The organism is Dyella sp. KRB-257 (assembly GCF_049445995.1).
In the GTDB taxonomy this organism is placed as follows: domain Bacteria; phylum Pseudomonadota; class Gammaproteobacteria; order Xanthomonadales; family Rhodanobacteraceae; genus Dyella_A.
In genome coordinates this window covers 161,351-178,244 of sequence record NZ_JBMSDZ010000001.1, presented here as the reverse complement: position 1 = coordinate 178,244, position 16,894 = coordinate 161,351, and the positions used below count along the sequence as shown (strand labels likewise).

The window sequence follows — 16,894 nt, the reverse complement described above, 5'->3', positions numbered from 1 at the left end:
TCACGTTCGCTATTGCCAATTTTCCGGCGGTGCGCAAACGTACCGCGATATGCAGTCCATGATGGCGTCCAGCCCGCCCAAGGCCGGGGTAGAAGTCTTCGAGCGCATCCTGGCGGCGCCGGGCGGTCTGGTCGTGCTCGAAGGTGGCGACAGCTCGGTGCTGCTCAACGACTTCCGGGCGATCGCCCGGCATACCGGCCAGGCGGTCTACCTGTGGCAGCCCGGCCTGGGACTGGGCAGCCTGCGCGATGCCCAAGCGCGCGTGCCGGGGTGCCAGCGGCTGGGCAACGCCCTGCGCTACATGCAGCAGAGCATGCACTTCGGCATCTATCTGCTGTCGGACCTGGAGCTGCCGCTGTCGTCGATGGACGCCACCTTGCTGCGCCAGCTGGCGCGTGCCCCGAGCGGATACGTGCGCCGCGTGGTGCTGCTCGATGCGCCGCAGGCGCTGGTCGACCATCTCGGCGAGGCGGCGGTGCGGATCAGTTCATGGCTGGACCTGCCGGTGCGCCCGCGCCTGCGCGACGGCCGCTGGGTCGTGTGATGGCTGCTCCGACCGACATGCTGGTGGTGGCTTCGCACCGGGAACTGCGACGGCGCCTGTTCGATGCGCTCGATCGCGAGGACCACGACCGCATCCTGAGCGCGCGCGACAGCGCCCATGCCGGCATCCTGCTGGCCGGACGCGGCCCGGTGGCGCTGATCGTGGTGGCGTTCGAGGGCGATGGCCGCGCGTCGCGCACCTGCTGCGAGCAACTGCGCACGATGGATGCCTGCCGCGACGCCCCGCTGCTGGTGGTACTCGCCCCCGACTGCAGGATCGGGCCGGCGCTGCTGCCCGAGTCGGTATCCGACTGGCTGGACAGCACCCATATCGAGCGTGAGCTGGTGGCCCGCTGGCAGCGCGTCCGGCAGCGTTCCGCCAGCGGCGCCACGGGACAGGTCGCTGCAGTGCCCGCACCGGAAGATGCACTGGCTTACCGCTTCGCTTTCGACGACGAGGAGGGTGACAGCGAGTGGCTGGTGGTCGATCCAGCCGGCGATCGCGTGCTCGACGTGAATGCCCCGCTGCTCCGGCACAGCCAGCTGTCGGTGACCGACCTGCTGGGCAAGCCGCTTGCGCAGTGCCTCGCGTTCGAGGGTGTCGAGCCGGATCTGGTGCTGCGCGAGGCCGACCGCCGCTGGCACCCCTGCCAGCGGCGGACCCGGCAGGGTACCGATACCGGGCAGGCCAATGCGCGCCGCGTGCGCCATCGCGGCAAGGACGCGGTGGCGCTGGCGTTCCGCAGCGATCGCGCCGAGACCCGCGGCGAGGCGGCGCTGGCCCTGCTCGCGCGCATTTTCCAGGCCGGCAGCAGCGTCGATCCGCAAGCGGCCACCGCGCGCCTGCTGATCGACGAGCTGTCGCTGGACTATCTCGCCCTGTGGTCGGCGCGCCCGGAGGACAGCGCGGTGCCTACGCAGTTGGTGTTGCACTGGCGCGGCGAGGAGATCGTCTGGCCCGATCCGGCACTGCAGACCTCGTTGCGCCGTGTGCTGGGCGGCAAGGCCATGCTGCACGCCGACGACGGCCAGCGTCTGGCCGAATACGACCCGCTGCAGCAGCAGCTGCGCCTGGCCGGGTTCGCCGGACTGCCGCTGCTGGACGAGCGTCGCAGCGTGATCGGCGCCCTGCTGGTGGGGCGCCGCCGCGGACTGGGCCGGATGGAGATCGTCGAGCCGGTGCTGCGCTGCGCGGCGGCGCGCTTCGCGCAGTCGATCGAACTGCGCCGCACCCGCGAGCAGGGTCGCGCCGAAGGCCTGCTCGATGCGCTCACCGGTCTGCCCAACCGCCTGCTGTTCAACGACCGCCTCGACACCATCCTGCGCGAGGCCCAGCGCTCCGGCGAATGCTTCGCGGTGCTGTTCGTCGATCTGGATCGCTTCAAGGCGATCAACGATACCTACGGCCACGCCGCGGGCGACCAGGTGCTGCGGGTGGTCACGCAGCGGCTGTGCAGTTCCATCCGCGCCTCCGACACGGTGGCGCGTTACGCCGGCGACGAGTTCACGGTGGTCCTGCGGCACATCGTCAAGACCGACGACGTGCTGCGCGTGGCCGAGAAGATCGTGCAGGTGATGGAGGCGCCGCTGCATCTGGACGGCGGCGAGGAGCTGCAGGTCACCGCGTCGATCGGCGTGAGCTTCTTCCCGGACGATGCGTCCGATGCCGAGACCCTGCTCAAGCACGCCGACGAGGCGATGTATGCGGCCAAGCATCTGGGCCGCAACAACTTCCAGATCTACGAAATGAGCCCGGAACAGGCGCAGCAGCAGGACGTGGCGCTGGTCTCCCGGCTGCGTCACGCCGAGCGCAACGGCGAACTGCGGGTGTTCTACCAGCCGCAGGTGAACGCCGCGACCGAGGACATCGTGGGGATGGAGGCGCTGGTGCGCTGGGAGCATCCGGAGCTGGGCGGGATCAGCCCGGGCGTTTTCATTCCGCTGGCCGAGGAAAGTGGCCTGATCGTCTCGCTGGGCGAGTGGGTGCTGCGCACGGCCTGCATCCAGGCGCATGCGTGGGAGCGCATGTTCGGCCTGCGCCTGCGCCTGGGCGTGAACCTGTCGGCGGTGCAGCTGATGGAGCCGGACCTGCTCGACGTGGTCCGGCGCGTGCTCGAGGAGACCGGCCTGGATCCGGGTCTGCTGGAGATGGAGGTCACCGAGAGCATCTCGATCAAGGAGGTGCCGAATCTGGTGGAAAACCTGCACGGCCTGCACGATCTGGGCTGCCGTATCGCCATCGACGACTTCGGCACCGGCGCCGCATCGCTGGACTACCTGCGGCGGCTGCCGGCCGACCGCATCAAGATCGACCAGAGCTTCGTGCGCAATATCGGCATCGATCCGGACGACGAGGCGATCGTGCGCGCGACCATCGAGATGGCGCATCGCCTCAAGCGCGGCGTGGTGGCCGAGGGCGTGGAGATCGAGCAGCACTTCGAATTCCTGCGCGCCAACCACTGCGACGAGCTGCAGGGCTATCTGTTCTGCCGCCCGCTGCCGCAGGCCAGTTTCGAGCGGCTGCTGGCCGAGCGTCGGCGGCTGGTGGAAGGCGAGGGGGCGGCGGCCGCTTGAGCTGGGTCGGGACGACCCCACCTCGTTGGGGTCGCGGGATGAACTTGCGGCGCCGCGGCGTGTCTGAAGCGGCTTCCATCCTCCGCCGAGAATGCGAACGAAGTGGCCACAGCAACCGAGGGGACGGCCCGGATGGGCGACAACGAGCTGGACCGCGCATTGGTCGAACGTGTCCAGAAGGGGGACAAGCGGGCCTTCGACCTGCTGGTACGCAAGTACCAGCACAAGGTGATCGGGCTGGTGTCCCGTTACGCGAACAATCACGCCGAGGCCGAGGACATCGCCCAGGACGCCTTCGTGCGCGCCTGGCGGGCGATCGGCTCGTTCCGCGGCGACAGCGCGTTCTACACCTGGATGTACAAGATCGCCGTCAACACCGCCAAGAACCACCTGGTGGCGCTGGGGCGGCGTCCGCCTGCCGGCGACATCGATGCGGACGACGCGGTGTTCGTGCCCGGCTCGGACCGCATGCACGAAAACGCCACGCCCGAGCGCGAACTGATGCGCCAGCAGGTGGAACAAACCGTCTTCGCCGCGGTCCAAGCCCTGCCCGAAGAGCTGCGCACCGCCATCACCCTGCGGGAGGTGGAAGGGCTCAGCTACGAGGACATCGCCGAAGCGATGAATTGCCCAATCGGAACCGTGCGTTCGCGCATTTTCCGGGCGCGCGAGGCGATCGACGAAAAACTGCGTCCACTGTTGTCCGATCGCGAGGATCAGACATGAGCCACAACCCCGAACAACTCTCTGCCGGCATGGACGGCGAGCTCGGTGACGAGGAGCTGCGCTTCCTGTTGCGCCGGCTCGACCACGATGTCTCGCTGCAGGTGCGCTGGTCGCGCTTCCACGTCGCGTCGGCCAGCCTGCGTGGCGAGCTTCCCACCCTCGCCACGTCGACCTTCGCCGATCGCGTGATGCAGGCCATCGATGCCGGAACGGCGGTGGACGCCGCGGTACGCGAGCGGCGGTCGAATTCCTGGTTGAGGCTTTCCGCCGGCGGTGCGATCGCCGCCAGCGTTGCGGTGGTCGCGCTGATGGCGAGCCGGCCATCAGGTCATCCGGTCGATGCGCCGCTGGCCGCATCGTCCGTGGCCAGGGCGAGCGAGCCGGCTGCGCTGCCGACACAGGTCGCTCCAGCCGCCGTGCCGGCGTGGCTGAGCCGCACCAACGCGTTCCGCTACAGCCAGCAGGCGGCGTTCCCGGCCGGCGATGCGATCTCGCCCTACGAGCAGTCGCTCTCGCCTTATCGCGTCAACGGCTACCGCACGCAGCAGGGCGCCGACGGCAGTTACCTGCTGCTGATCGATCCCACGCGTCAGGCGGCCCGGCGCTCCATGCGCGAGGCGGCTGTCGCGCAGTGATGGTGTCCGCGTGTCCGTGCCCACGGTGCGCTTTCCGATGTTTGCCTTCACGCCCCGGCGCGCCCTGCGTGTCGGTGGCTCCCCGCTTGCCTGACCCCGTATCGAGGAGGAGATCATGAGTCGTCCCAGCGTGCGCCTGCTTGCCTGCAGCGTGTTGATCGGACTGGCCGCCGCTGGCGGCGTCCAGGCCCAGACCCCGGCGGTCGCGCCGGCCTCGTCGTTGCCGGATTTCACCGGCATCGTCCAGCAGAATGCCGCGGCAGTGGTGCACGTGGAGGCCAAGTACAACGGACGCGCACAGCCCCGCCTGTTGCCCGGCATGCCCGGCATGCCGGGCGGCCCCGGCGCAGACAGCCAGGCCGAGATCCTGCGGCGCTTCTTCGGCATGCCGCCGATGCCCTCGCCCGAAGAGCAAAAGCACACTTCGCTGGGTTCGGGTTTCATCATTTCCAGCGACGGCTACATCCTCACCAACAATCACGTGGTCGATCATGCCGACGAGGTGACGGTGCGCCTGCAGGACCGTCGTACGCTCACCGCCAAGGTGGTCGGCACCGATCCGCAATACGACATCGCCCTGCTCAAGGTAAATGTCAACGGCAAGCTGCCGGCGGTGCGCATCGGCGATTCGCAGTCGCTCAAGCCGGGCCAGTGGGTGCTGGCGATCGGCTCGCCGTTCGGCTTCGATTACACCGTGACCCAAGGGATCGTCAGTGCCATTGGCCGCAACCTCGGCAGCGGCGACCAGCCGTACACCTCGTTCATTCAGACCGACGTGCCGATCAACCGCGGCAACTCCGGCGGCCCGCTGTTCAACCTGCAGGGCGAGGTGGTGGGCATCAATTCGCAGATCTATTCCAACACTGGCGGTTATCTCGGCGTGGCGTTCTCCATCCCCATCGACGTGGCGATGAACGCGGTCGAGCAGCTCAAGACCAAGGGCTTCGTCACCCGCGGCCAACTGGGCGTGATGGTACAGGGCGTGAGCGACGACATGGTCAAGGTCTTCAAGCTCGACCGCGGCGCCGGTGCCGTGGTGACCCAGGTGACGCCGGGCAGCGGCGCCGACAAGGCCGGCATCCAGGCCGGTGACATCATCCTCAAGTACGACGGCGAAACCATCGACCAGCCCGGCGACCTGCCACCGCTGGTGGGCCTGACCAAGCCCGGCACCAGGGTTCCGGTGGAGGTGCTGCGCGACGGCAGGCACGAGACGTTGCAGGTCACGGTAGGCACCGCGCCGCGTGATCCCGACGCGGTTTCGCCCGACGGCACCGCGCCGGCGCAGACCTCCGGATCGCAGGCACTGGGCCTGACCGTCGGGCCGCTCAGTGCCGACGACCGCAAGCAGATGGGCCTGCGTGCGGGCGAGGGCGTGCAGGTGACGGACATCTCCGGCGAAGCGGCCGCCCAGGCCGGCCTGCGCGCCGGTGACGTGATCCTGCGCGTGAACCAGCACGCGGTGGGCAGCGTGGCGGAATTCCGTGCGGCGACCAAGGATGTCAAGGCCGGCAGCACCGTGCTGCTGCTGGTCCGGCGCGGCGAGCAGAGCAGCTTCATCGGTATCACGGTGCCGAAAGGCAAGTGACGCGGCGGCGCCCCGGCGACCTCCCGCGGGACGGTCGCCGGGGCGCGGGATGCGGCGTGTTCCATGCGATAATGACGGGTTCGTGCCGTCATCCCGGCGGCACGCCGCCGGCGCATCCGCCGGGCGGTGCAAGCTGACAGCGTAGCCCATGGAACTGATCCGCAACTTCTCCATCATCGCGCACATCGATCACGGCAAGTCCACGCTCGCCGACCGCATCATCCAGATCTGTGGCGGCCTGGCCGAACGCGAGATGGAAGCCCAGGTGCTCGACTCCAACCCGATCGAGCGCGAGCGCGGCATCACCATCAAGGCGCAGTCCGTCTCGCTGCCGTACAAGGCGCGCGACGGCAAGACCTACCAGCTCAATTTCATCGACACCCCCGGCCACGTCGACTTTTCCTACGAGGTCAGCCGCTCGCTGGCCGCGTGCGAGGGCGCGCTGCTGGTGGTGGACGCCGCCCAGGGCGTGGAAGCGCAGTCGGTGGCCAACTGCTACACCGCGGTGGAAATGGGGCTGGAAGTGGTGCCGGTGCTCAACAAGATCGACCTGCCCACGGCCGACATCGACAAGGTGAAAGGCGAGATCGAGGCGGTGATCGGCATCGACGCCGAAGACGCGGTGGCGGTCAGCGCCAAGACCGGCCTCAACGTGGTCGAGGTGCTCGAGGCCATCGTGGCGCGCATCCCGCCGCCGAAGCCGCGCGATACGGACAGGCTGCAGGCGCTGATCATCGATTCGTGGTTCGACAACTACCTCGGCGTGGTGTCGCTGGTGCGCGTGATGCAGGGCGAGATCAAGCCCGGCGACAAGCTGCTGGTGATGTCCACCGGACGCACCCACGAAGTGGGCGAAGTGGGCGTGTTCACACCCAAGCGCAAGAAGCTGGGCAAGCTCGGTGCGGGCGAGGTGGGCTGGATCACCGCCTCGATCAAGGATGTGCACGGCGCGCCGGTGGGTGACACGCTGACCCTCGCCGGCAAGCCGGCCGACAAGCCGCTGCCGGGCTTCCAGACCATGCAGCCGCGCGTGTTCGCCGGGCTGTTCCCGGTCTCGGCCGACGACTATCCGGCGCTGCGTGAGGCGCTGGACAAGCTGCGCCTCAACGATGCCGCACTGTTCTTCGAGCCCGAATCGTCCGAGGCGATGGGCTTCGGCTTCCGCTGCGGCTTCCTCGGCATGCTGCACATGGAGATCGTGCAGGAGCGGCTGGAGCGCGAATACGACCTCGACCTGATCACCACGGCGCCCACGGTGGTCTACGAAGTGCTCAAGACCGACGGCACCGTGATGTCGCTGGACAACCCGGCCAAGCTGCCGCCGGCGCCGCAGATCGAGGAGATCCGCGAGCCGATCGTGGTGGCCAGCATCCTCACCCCGCAGGAATACATCGGCAACATCATCACGCTGTGCGAGGAAAAGCGCGGCGTGCAGCGCTCGATCCAGTACCTGGCCACCCAGGTGCAGATCACCTACGAGATTCCGCTGGCCGAGGTGGTGCTGGATTTCTTCGATCGCCTGAAGTCGGTGTCGCGCGGTTACGCCTCGATGGACTACCACTTCGATCGCTTCGAGGCCGGTCCGTTCGTGCGCACCGACGTGCTGATCAACGGCGACCGCGTGGACGCGCTAAGCCTGATCGTGCATCGCGTGCACGCCGAGCGGCGCGGGCGCGAACTGGTCGAGCGGATGAAGGACCTGATCCCGCGCCAGCAGTTCGACGTGGCGATCCAGGCGGCGATCGGCGCGCAGATCGTGGCGCGTTCCACCGTCAAGGCGCTGCGCAAGAACGTGTTGGCCAAGTGCTACGGCGGCGACGTCAGCCGCAAGAAAAAACTTCTGGAAAAGCAGAAGGAAGGCAAGAAGCGCATGAAGCAGGTGGGCCGCGTGGAGATTCCGCAGGAAGCCTTCCTCGCCGTGCTGAAGGTGGACAAATGAAGGTGGACAAATAAGGGCCGCGACGCGCGTCCGGCCGACCTGCGGCCACGGGCGCGTCACGCAACCTTTCCTTGACGGAGCGACACATGGATTTTGATTTTTCCGCCATCCTGCTCGGTCTGACCGTGCTGTTCGGCGTGGTATGGGGCCTGGATCGCGCACTGCTGTATCGCCGCCGAAAGGCGCGGCTGGATGCGGCGGGTGCGGAATACCGCGATCCGCTGCCGGTCGACTGGGCGCGCTCGCTGTTTCCGGTGGTGTTCGTGGTGCTGCTGCTGCGCTCGTTCGTGGCCGAACCGTTCCGCATCCCGTCGGGCTCGATGATGCCGACGCTGGACGTGGGCGATTTCATCCTGGTCAACAAGTTCGCCTACGGCCTGCGCCTGCCGGCGTTCAATACCAAGTTCCTGGACATCGGCGAGCCGAGGCGCGGCGACGTGGTGGTGTTCCGCTTTCCCGGGTACCTGTGCCGGGACGCCAGCGGCCACCTCCAGCGCATCGGCGGCGCGGAGGACGGCACCACTCCAGCCACCGGAGCCGACCATGCCTGCCCGACCCCGCTGACCCCGGTGCCGAGCCAGAACTGGATCAAGCGCGTGATCGGTCTGCCGGGCGACACCATCGAAGTACGCGACAGCCAGATCGTGATCAACGGCAAGCCGGTCGCCTCGGACGAGCTGGGTCCCTACGTGGGCAACCCGCAGCGCGCGGAGGACGCCGAGCTGCTGTACTACGGCGCCACGGTGTGGAACGAGCACCTGCCGGCCGAGAACGGCAAGACCGTCAACCATCTGGTGGCGCGGATGCCGGCGCGGATGCCGACCAATCCGATTCCCAACCAGCTGGTGCCCTCCAGGGTGCCGCAGGGCTGCTATCTGGTGATGGGCGACGATCGCGAGAACAGCACCGACAGCCGCTGGTGGGGCTGCCTGCCGGAGAAGAACCTCGCCGGCAAGGCATTCCTGATCTGGTTCAGCTGGCAGGGTCTGCACACCGGCGGGGTCGCCTGGAAGCGCATCGGCACCCTGATCCACTGATCTGCGACCCCGGACGCGTGACGCGTGCGCCGGCTGCGGGCAGAATCGCCCTCGCCGCACGCACTGCGACGGCGGGGTTCGAACCAGGCCGATCGGCCATCACCGGGGGATGCCGCCAGTCGGCTTAGCGAGGGGACTATGAAAGCAAAACAGTCGGGCATCACGCTGATCGGCTTCCTGATGATCCTGATCGTCGTGGCCTTCTTCGGCTTCATGGCGATGAAGCTGGTGCCGTCGTACATCGAGTTTCTGGGAGTCAAGAAAGCGATGAGCGAGATCACCACCGACGGCGCCAACGGTCGTTCGCTGGACGCCATCCGCCGCGACCTGCTGTTCAAGATGGACTTCCAGTACGTGGAAGACGCCACCATCCAGCCGTCGGACATCACCATCAAGCGCAGCAACGGCGCCTCCACGCTGGTGGTGAGCTACGACAAGCAGGTGCCGTTCCTGGCCAATATCGATTTCCTGCTGCATTTCGACAACAGCGTGGCGCTCCCGGGCACCGTGGGCGAATGATCGTTGGCGCTTGATTACCGATTCCGCGATCCGGCGCTGGCCGAGCTGGCGCTGACCCACCGCAGCGTCGGGCGGCCCAACAACGAGCGGCTGGAATTCCTGGGCGACGCGCTGCTAGGAGCGGTGGTGGCCGAGATGCTGTTCGAGGCCCATCCACATGCCAGCGAGGGAGAGCTCTCGCGCCTGCGCGCGCAGCTGGTGAACGGCCAGGCGCTGGCGGTGATCGCGCGCGAGCTGGAGCTGGGCGACCGCCTGAAGCTAGGTCCGGGCGAACTCAAGAGCGGCGGTTTCCGGCGCGAGTCGATTCTTGCCGATGCCTTCGAGGCGATGATCGCCGCGGTTTACCTGGATGGCGGTTTCGATGCCTGCCGGCAGGCGGTGCGCCGGCTGTTTGCCGGCCGTATCGCCGCCTTGCCGCGTTCTTCCAAGGACGCCAAGACGCGCCTGCAGGAGCATCTCCAGGCCGGCGGCTGGCCGCTGCCGCGCTATGAACTGGTCGCCAGCCACGGCGACGATCATGCCAAGCAGTTCGAGGTGCGCTGCACGATTGTCGAGCCGGTGGCGCTGAACGCCCAGGCCAGCGGTTCCAGCCGGCGCGCCGCCGAGCAGGATGCTGCCCAGAACGTGCTGGCCCGCCTGCTGGAACACGACGCGCGCGACTGACGCGCCGCCGCCACGATTCCCGACTGGCATCTGCGCCGCTGCGGCGCGATGCTGGCCGCCTTTCCCGCCCCCAGATTCCCGTCCGATGACCCACGAAAACGATGCCCCCGATGCCGCCGCCGGCGCGCCCGCCCTGCCGCACGACGATTTCCGCTGCGGCACAGTGGCGCTGGCCGGCCGTCCGAACGTGGGCAAGTCGACCCTGCTCAACGCGCTGATCGGCTTTCGCCTGTCCATCGTCAGCCCACGGCCGCAGACCACGCGCCACCGCATCCTGGGCATCAACACCACCGCGGCCGGGCAGATCCTCTACGTCGATACGCCGGGCCTGCATCGCGGCGCCAAGCGCGCGATGAACCGCAGTCTCAACCGCGCCGCGCGCTCGGCGATCAGCGACGTCGACGTGGCGGTGCAGGTGATCGAGGCCGGCCGCTGGACCGACGAGGACGAGGCGGTCTACGCCGCGCTGGGCGAGCAGGACACGCCACGCCTGCTGGCGATCAACAAGGTCGACCTCAGCAAGGACAAGGGCGCGCTGCTGCCGTTCGTGGCCAGGCTCGCCGAGACTCACTCCTTCGACGAGATCCACTACGTCAGCGCCCTGAAGGAAAAAGGCCTGGCCGAGCTGGAGAAGGCGATTCTCGCCCGCCTGCCGGTGCAGCCGCCGATCCATGGCGAAGACGAGGTGACCGATCGCAGCGAGCGCTTCCTCGCCGCCGAGATGGTGCGCGAGCAGCTGATGCTGCGGCTGGACCAGGAGCTGCCCTACGCCACCACGGTGGAGATCGAGCAGTTCAGCGACCGCCCCGACGGCGTGGCGGAGATCCACGCCGTGATCTGGGTGGAGCGGGACGGCCAGAAAGCCATCGTGATCGGCCAGGGCGGCGCCCAGCTCAAGGCGATCGGCAGCGCCGCGCGCCGGCACATGGAGCGCCTGTTCGAGCGCAAGGTGTTCCTCAAGCTGTGGGTCAAGGTGCGCGAGGGCTGGGTGGACGACGAGTCCATGCTGAAGAAGTTCGGCTACACCGACTGACCCGGCGGCACGCGTCGCGACCCACGCCATGCGCATCGAGCAGCAGCCTGCCTATGTCCTGCACGCGCGGCCGTACCGCGAGACCTCGCTGCTGCTGGAGTGCCTGACCCGCGACCACGGGCGGATCGGCGTGGTTGCGCGCGGCGTGCGCAGCGGGAAAGGCCGCGCGCAGCGCGCGCTGCTGGAACCGTTCCAGCGCCTGGCACTGGATCTGCTGATGCACGGCGAGCTGGCCACCCTGCGCGGCGCCGAGCCGCTGGACGCACCGCGCCGGCTGACCGGCGATGCGGGCCTGGCCGGGCTGTACGTCAACGAGCTGGTGGTGCGCCTGACCGGTCGCCAGGATCCGCATCCGGACCTCTTCGACGCCTATGCGCAGACGTTTGCGCGGCTGGGTGCGCAGGAGTCGCTGGCGTGGACGCTGCGCCGCTTCGAGCGCGATCTCCTGCAGGCGCTCGGCTACGCGCTGGTGCTCAACCGGGACGCCGCAAGCGGCGACCCGCTCGATCCGCATGCGTTTTACCGCTACCACGCCGAGAGTGGGCCGATGCCCTGCCTGGCCGGCGACGCCGGCGCCCTGCGCGGCGACAGCCTGCTGGCGCTGGCCGAGGATCGTCCGCCGGAGGCGGCGGACCTGCATGCCCTGCGCGGCATGATGCGCGGGATCATCCGCTTCCATCTCGGCGGCGGCGAGCTGCGCGCGTGGCAGGTGCTGGCTGCCGCCATCACGCGCCGCTGAATCGGCGCGCCCCTGCGGCTCAGGCCGCCTGCTGCGGCCGATCCAGCGCCTGCAGCGTGTCCATCAGCACGTTGCGCAAACGCGCCACGGCCGCGGCGGTCTGCTCCGGCCGCGCCCCCAACTGCTGCTGCAGCGCCACCACGTGCGCGGACAGGGCCGTGGCGCCGCAGAAGCCGCACGAGGAGCGCAACCGGTGCAGGCGGTCGCGCAGGGCCGAGACATCCTGGCCGAGCCGGTCCAGGTCGTTGCACAGCGTCACCAGTTCCTGTTGCAGCAGCTGACGCAGGGCGCGCATGGTGATCGAGTCGCCGCTGGCGAGCAGGGCGGCGTCATCGTCGAGTACGGGCAGCTGGCGCAGGTAGGCCGGTGCCAGCGCCATCACGCGACGCAGGTCATCGATGCGGCATGGCTTGACCAGCACGTCGCTGAAACCCGCGGCCAGCAACTGCGGGCGTTGCTCCGGGTCGAGCTCCGCGGTGGTGGCGACCGCCAGACTGTCGTGCGAAGCGGCAAAGCTGTCCTCGCGCAATGCCGCAAGCACCTCGGATGCGCCGGCACCGGGCATGCGGCAGTCGAGCAGCAGCAGGTCGAATGCCGTGTTCTTCGCCGTGCCCAGTGCCGCCTGGCCGTCCGCGCAGTCCACGCCGTCGGCACCCAGTGCGCGCACGGCGTCGAGCAGGAAGCGGCGGCTGGCCGCGTCGTCGTCGGCAATCAGTATCCGCAGGGCGGGCGCGTCGGCGGGCGTGCCGGACGTGGCATGGGGAAGCGGGTGCGTCATGACGAAATCCTTGTCGTTCAGCAGAGTTTGGCAGAATGGCCGGACATGGGAGTCTTATCAAGCCGTCTGCCGCTGATCCTGCTGCTGATGCTGGCGCTGTCGGTATTGCCGACGGCCCGGGCATCGGCCGGTGCGAGCCTGGCTGCGAAGACGCTGACCGTGCCCGGTGCGACCTTGCAGCAGGTCACGCTGGCGGTGACGCCGGCCGATGCCGGCGGGCTGCGGCTGCAGCTCGACGCCGCGCGGGCCGATGTGCCGGCCATGGGCTGGCGACGTGTGGGGCTGCATCTCGATGGCGTGCTGCAACGCGATCGGCAGGGGCGCTGGCTGCTGGACGGTCCGCTGCAACTGAAGCGTGCGCCGGGCGGCGCGCTGGCTGACGCCACGGTCGGCCTGCAGGTGGATCAGGCGGCCAACACCCTGTTCGTCGATCTGCGCCAGGGCAAGGCCCGGGCCACCACCGCGGTGCCGCTGGACCAGCCCACCCACGCCCAGATCGAGTTGAAGAACCTGCCGTTCGGCTGGCTGCAGGGGCTGATCAGCACGGTCTGGTCCGGCCGGGCGACCGGCGGGCGCGTCAACGCGGTGGTGGCGCTGGACCGACGTTCCACCGGCATCCAGGCTTCCGGCCAGTTCGACCTCGCCGCGCTCGGCTTCGACTCGCCCGGCGGCAAGCTGGCCGCACAGGGCCTGAGCGGCGGCGGGCGCTTCATGCTCAATACCGCCGACGGCCCGGCCAGCATCAAGCTGGAGAGCACGCTGCGCGGCGGCGAGTTGTTGCTTGGACCGATCTACGCCAACCTGCCCGAACACGCCGTGCAGCTGTCGCTGGACGCGCAGGTGCGGGGCGGGGCGATCAGCGTCAGTCGGCTGCGGGTGGGGGATCCGGACGCCATGCAACTGCGTGGCTCGATGGCGTTCACGGCCAAGGGTGCCCTCGCCTCGCTCGATCTGGACCAGTTGCAGCTGAGCCTGCCGGCGGCTTACCAGCGTTACGGTCGCGCCTGGCTGGCCACCCTCGGGCTGCGCGACGTGACGACACGCGGCCAGCTCTCGGCGACGCTCGATCTGCGCGAGGACGGCCTGCACGCGTTCGACTTCGACACCGACGGCATGGACCTGATCGACGCCGGCGGTCGTCTCGCCATTTCCGGATTGCGCGGCGGGCTGGACTGGAGCCGCAATGGCCGGCGCCAGGCCACCAAGCTGAGCTGGCAGAGCCTGGGCCTGTATCGGTTGGTGAACGGGCCGGCCACCTCGCGCTGGCAGAGCGGCAATGGCGTGCTGTCGCTGCAGCAGCCGGTCAGCATGCGCCTGCTGGACGGACAGGTGCGCATCGGCAATCTGGACTGGATGCCTGCCGCGCCGAAGGGTCAGCGGCTTGATGTCTCGCTGGCGCTGACCGGCGTGGACATGGCGGCGTTCAGTCGCGCGATGGGCTGGCCGCCATTCCCCGGCACGCTCGGCGGCGCCATCACCGGATTGTCCGCCAGCGGCGACCAGATCGTGCTCACTGGCGGCCTCTCGCTCAACGTGTTCGGTGGGTTCATCGACGTCACCGGACTGGCGCTGCAGCAGCCGTTCGGCGACAACCCGGTGCTGGCCGGCGACATCGCGCTGCGCCAGCTCGACCTGGGCGCGATCACCAGCGTGTTCGATTTCGGTTCCATCACCGGTCCGCTGGACGGCCATGTCAACGGCCTGCGCCTGGTGAACTGGCAGCCGGTGGCGTTCGACGCGCAGCTGCTGGCCAGCCGGGGTGGACGCATCAGCCAGCGCGCGGTGAACAACCTCACCTCGGTCGGCGGCGGCGGAGTCGCGGCTGGCCTGCAGGGCGCCGTGCTCAAGCTGTTCAAGACCTTCGGCTACGAGCGCATCGGCCTGAACTGCCGGCTGCAGGGCTCGGTCTGCCACATGAGCGGACTGGAGCCGACGGCGGACGGCTACACTATCGTCGAGGGCAGCGGCCTGCCGCATCTGAACGTCATCGGGCACCAGGCCGACGTCGACTGGCCTACCCTGATCCGTCGACTCAAGGCTGCCATCGACGGCAACGCGCCGGTCGTGCGCTGACCGACTGTCCCGAATTCCCCGCCACCTGGAGCTGATCATGCGCAAGATTGTTTACGGATTGCTGGCCACCGTGATGGTGGCGCTGGTCGGCTGCGTCACCATCAACGTGTACTTTCCCGAGGCCGCGGCGCAGAAGGCCGCCGACCAGTTCATCGGCACCGTGCTGGACAACGCCGGCAAGCCGGCACCCAGGACCGACACGCCGCCGCCGGCCAAGCCGGCACCGCCCTCGGCGATGCTGCTGAACCTGCTCGTTCCCGCCGCCTACGCGGGCGATGCACCGAACATCCGCATCCAGAACGCCACCACCGAGGCGATCCGCCAGCGCATGCAGTCGCGCTTCCAGGGCGGCCTGGGCGACCTGTTCAAGAGCGGTGCGGTGGGTTTCACCCATGACGGCATGGTCGCCGTGCGCGACGCCTCCAAGGTGCCGCTGAGCCAGCGCGCCCAGGTCAACGCCATCGTGGCGGAGGAGAACCGCGACCGCGCCGCGCTGTATCGCGAGGTGGCCAGCGCCAATGGCCATCCGGAGTGGCAGGCGCAGATCCGCGCCACCTTCGCCAAGGGCTGGATCGAGCGCGCGCCGGCCGGCTGGTATTATCAGGACGCTGCGGGCGCCTGGAAGCGCAAATAAGCGTCCGCGGGCCCCATCCGCATCCCGCGCCCGGGTCCCTCGACCCGGGCGCCTCGTTTTGAGCGCCATGCAAGAACTCCAAGCCACCATCACCGACCTCAGCCACGACGGCCGCGGGGTCGCGCGCATCGACGGCAAGACCGTGTTCGTCAGCGGCGCCCTGGTCGACGAGCGGGTACGCCTGCGCATTCGCAAGCGCCACCGGCATTTCGACGAGGCCGAGGTGGTGGACGTCATCACGCCGTCGCCGCACCGGGTGACCCCGCGCTGCCGCCACTTCGGCGAGTGCGGCGGCTGCTCGCTGCAGCACATGGACGCGGCCGCGCAGATCCACGCCAAGCAGCGCGTGCTGGCGGACAACTTCGCCCGCATCGGCAAGGTGTCGCCGCAGCACTGGCTGGAACCGCTCACCGACGCGCCGTGGGGCTACCGCCGCAAGGGCCGCCTGTCGGTGCGCCACGTGCCGAAAAAGGAGCGCGTGCTGGTGGGCTTCCGGCAGGAGGCCAATCCGCGTTTCGTCGCCGAGATCACCCACTGCGAGGTGCTGCATCCGTCGCTCGGGCCGAAGATCGGCCTGCTGGCCGAGATGATCGGCAGCCTCGTCGCTGCGCGCGACATTCCGCAGGTGGAATTTGCCGGCGGCGACGAGGGCATCGCGCTGGTGTTCCGCCACCTGCAGCCGCTGGGCGAGCGCGATCGCGCGGCACTGATCGCGTTCGGCCAGCAGCACGGCTTTGCCATCTACCTGCAGCCCGGCGGCGTGAGCAGCGTGCATCTGCTGTGGCCGGAGCAGTCGCACCTGGCGTTCCGCATCGCCGCGGGCGCGGGCGTGCCGGACGTGGAGCTGGAGTTCCGCCCGCTCGATTTCGTGCAGGTCAACGCCGGCATGAACGCGAAGATGATGGCGCGCGCGCTCGAGCTGCTCGATCCGCAGCCAACCGATCGCGTGCTCGATCTGTTCTGCGGCCTGGGCAACTTCACCCTGCCGATCGCCCGCCGCGTGGCCGAGGCGGTCGGCGTGGAAGGCGAGCACGGCCTGGTGGAACGCGCCGCCGCGAACGCCGCGCGCAACGGCCTGGCCAACGCGCGCTTCCACGTCGCCAACCTGTTCGAGGACCAGCGCGGCACCGACTGGGCGCGCCAGCCCTGGGACAAGCTGCTGCTCGATCCGCCCCGGGCCGGCGCCGACAAGGTACTGGAATACCTTCCGCACAAGGTGACCAAACGCATCGTCTACGTCTCCTGCCACCCCGCCTCGCTGGCGCGCGACGCCGGCATCCTGGTCAACCGGCACGGATTTCGACTGGCGTCGGCCGGCGTGATGGACATGTTCCCGCACACCGCGCACGTCGAATCCATCGCGCTCTTCGAGAAATAACCGGTGCGTTCATCCATGAACGCGAGGATCAAGCA

Annotated in this window: 15 protein-coding genes; 14 read left to right on the top strand and 1 reads right to left on the bottom strand. The window is 68.9% G+C overall.

Translation table 11 applies throughout. The features are described 5' to 3' along the window. The first annotated feature begins 49 nt into the window (after positions 1-49). The 11 genes from ACO2Q2_RS00855 (at position 50) to recO (ending at position 11,996) form a co-directional block, all read left to right on the top strand. The gene (locus ACO2Q2_RS00855) at positions 50-544 is read left to right on the top strand and encodes a hypothetical protein (protein WP_423253882.1); all 495 of its coding nucleotides are present in this window, start codon (positions 50-52) and stop codon (positions 542-544) included. Then, positions 544-3,117 (top strand): putative bifunctional diguanylate cyclase/phosphodiesterase, encoded by a 2,574-nt coding sequence (locus ACO2Q2_RS00850; RefSeq protein WP_423253881.1) that lies wholly within the window; start codon positions 544-546, stop codon positions 3,115-3,117. Before ACO2Q2_RS00855 ends, ACO2Q2_RS00850 begins: the two co-directional genes overlap by 1 nt. Before the next feature lie 132 nt (positions 3,118-3,249). Continuing rightward, positions 3,250-3,843, top strand: coding sequence for an RNA polymerase sigma factor RpoE (gene rpoE, locus ACO2Q2_RS00845; protein ID WP_423253880.1), 594 nt, complete (start codon positions 3,250-3,252; stop codon positions 3,841-3,843). Beyond that, positions 3,840-4,478, top strand: a complete 639-nt coding sequence (locus ACO2Q2_RS00840; protein ID WP_423253879.1) for a sigma-E factor negative regulatory protein — start codon at positions 3,840-3,842, stop codon at positions 4,476-4,478. The genes rpoE and ACO2Q2_RS00840 overlap by 4 nt, the downstream gene beginning before the upstream one ends. Positions 4,479-4,593: 115 nt before the next feature. After that, positions 4,594-6,066, top strand: a complete 1,473-nt coding sequence (locus ACO2Q2_RS00835; protein WP_423253878.1) for a DegQ family serine endoprotease — start codon at positions 4,594-4,596, stop codon at positions 6,064-6,066. Between the two features lie 148 nt (positions 6,067-6,214). After that, positions 6,215-8,005, top strand: a complete 1,791-nt coding sequence (gene lepA / locus ACO2Q2_RS00830; protein WP_423253877.1) for a translation elongation factor 4 — start codon at positions 6,215-6,217, stop codon at positions 8,003-8,005. A gap of 86 nt (positions 8,006-8,091) precedes the next feature. Next, positions 8,092-9,042, top strand: coding sequence for a signal peptidase I (gene lepB, locus ACO2Q2_RS00825; RefSeq protein ID WP_423253876.1), 951 nt, complete (start codon positions 8,092-8,094; stop codon positions 9,040-9,042). A 138-nt stretch (positions 9,043-9,180) separates the two neighbouring features. Further along, the gene (locus ACO2Q2_RS00820) at positions 9,181-9,561 is read left to right on the top strand and encodes a DUF4845 domain-containing protein (RefSeq protein ID WP_423253875.1); all 381 of its coding nucleotides are present in this window, start codon (positions 9,181-9,183) and stop codon (positions 9,559-9,561) included. A gap of 3 nt (positions 9,562-9,564) precedes the next feature. Beyond that, on the top strand, positions 9,565-10,224 hold the full coding sequence (rnc, locus tag ACO2Q2_RS00815) for a ribonuclease III (protein WP_423253874.1): 660 nt from the start codon (positions 9,565-9,567) through the stop codon (positions 10,222-10,224). 85 nt (positions 10,225-10,309) lie between these two features. Next, positions 10,310-11,257, top strand: a complete 948-nt coding sequence (era, locus tag ACO2Q2_RS00810; RefSeq protein ID WP_423253873.1) for a GTPase Era — start codon at positions 10,310-10,312, stop codon at positions 11,255-11,257. Positions 11,258-11,285: 28 nt separating this feature from the next. Further along, positions 11,286-11,996, top strand: a complete 711-nt coding sequence (gene recO / locus ACO2Q2_RS00805) for a DNA repair protein RecO (protein WP_423253872.1) — start codon at positions 11,286-11,288, stop codon at positions 11,994-11,996. Between the two features lie 19 nt (positions 11,997-12,015). Here recO and ACO2Q2_RS00800 read toward each other — a convergent pair whose 3' ends face one another. Next, a complete protein-coding gene (locus ACO2Q2_RS00800) occupies positions 12,016-12,774 on the bottom strand; it encodes a response regulator (RefSeq protein ID WP_423253871.1) in 759 nt (252 codons plus the stop codon). Between the two features lie 45 nt (positions 12,775-12,819). Here ACO2Q2_RS00800 and ACO2Q2_RS00795 point away from each other — a divergent pair, with 45 nt between their 5' ends. The 3 genes from ACO2Q2_RS00795 to rlmD all read left to right on the top strand — a co-directional run bounded on the left by ACO2Q2_RS00795 (position 12,820) and on the right by rlmD (position 16,859). Next, positions 12,820-14,847, top strand: coding sequence for a hypothetical protein (locus ACO2Q2_RS00795; protein ID WP_423253870.1), 2,028 nt, complete (start codon positions 12,820-12,822; stop codon positions 14,845-14,847). Positions 14,848-14,884: 37 nt separating this feature from the next. Continuing rightward, complete coding sequence (locus ACO2Q2_RS00790; RefSeq protein ID WP_423253869.1) at positions 14,885-15,481, top strand: YdbL family protein; 597 nt, start codon at positions 14,885-14,887, stop codon at positions 15,479-15,481. Between the two features lie 67 nt (positions 15,482-15,548). Next, positions 15,549-16,859, top strand: a complete 1,311-nt coding sequence (rlmD, locus tag ACO2Q2_RS00785; protein WP_423253868.1) for a 23S rRNA (uracil(1939)-C(5))-methyltransferase RlmD — start codon at positions 15,549-15,551, stop codon at positions 16,857-16,859. The last annotated feature ends 35 nt before the right edge of the window (positions 16,860-16,894 follow it).

What these genes read in the sequence shown, in the direction of transcription:
- ACO2Q2_RS00790 (WP_423253869.1), top strand. Translation starts at nt 14,885, where the DNA reads ATGCGCAAGATTGTTTACGGATTGCTGGCCACCGTGATGGTGGCGCTG.
- era (WP_423253873.1), top strand. Translation starts at nt 10,310, where the DNA reads ATGACCCACGAAAACGATGCCCCCGATGCCGCCGCCGGCGCGCCCGCC.
- ACO2Q2_RS00855 (WP_423253882.1), top strand. Translation starts at nt 50, where the DNA reads ATGCAGTCCATGATGGCGTCCAGCCCGCCCAAGGCCGGGGTAGAAGTC.
- ACO2Q2_RS00840 (WP_423253879.1), top strand. Translation starts at nt 3,840, where the DNA reads ATGAGCCACAACCCCGAACAACTCTCTGCCGGCATGGACGGCGAGCTC.
- ACO2Q2_RS00835 (WP_423253878.1), top strand. Translation starts at nt 4,594, where the DNA reads ATGAGTCGTCCCAGCGTGCGCCTGCTTGCCTGCAGCGTGTTGATCGGA.
- ACO2Q2_RS00795 (WP_423253870.1), top strand. Translation starts at nt 12,820, where the DNA reads ATGGGAGTCTTATCAAGCCGTCTGCCGCTGATCCTGCTGCTGATGCTG.
- lepA (WP_423253877.1), top strand. Translation starts at nt 6,215, where the DNA reads ATGGAACTGATCCGCAACTTCTCCATCATCGCGCACATCGATCACGGC.
- rpoE (WP_423253880.1), top strand. Translation starts at nt 3,250, where the DNA reads ATGGGCGACAACGAGCTGGACCGCGCATTGGTCGAACGTGTCCAGAAG.
- ACO2Q2_RS00850 (WP_423253881.1), top strand. Translation starts at nt 544, where the DNA reads ATGGCTGCTCCGACCGACATGCTGGTGGTGGCTTCGCACCGGGAACTG.
- ACO2Q2_RS00800 (WP_423253871.1), bottom strand. Translation starts at nt 12,774, where the DNA reads ATGACGCACCCGCTTCCCCATGCCACGTCCGGCACGCCCGCCGACGCG.
- ACO2Q2_RS00820 (WP_423253875.1), top strand. Translation starts at nt 9,181, where the DNA reads ATGAAAGCAAAACAGTCGGGCATCACGCTGATCGGCTTCCTGATGATC.
- lepB (WP_423253876.1), top strand. Translation starts at nt 8,092, where the DNA reads ATGGATTTTGATTTTTCCGCCATCCTGCTCGGTCTGACCGTGCTGTTC.
- recO (WP_423253872.1), top strand. Translation starts at nt 11,286, where the DNA reads ATGCGCATCGAGCAGCAGCCTGCCTATGTCCTGCACGCGCGGCCGTAC.
- rlmD (WP_423253868.1), top strand. Translation starts at nt 15,549, where the DNA reads ATGCAAGAACTCCAAGCCACCATCACCGACCTCAGCCACGACGGCCGC.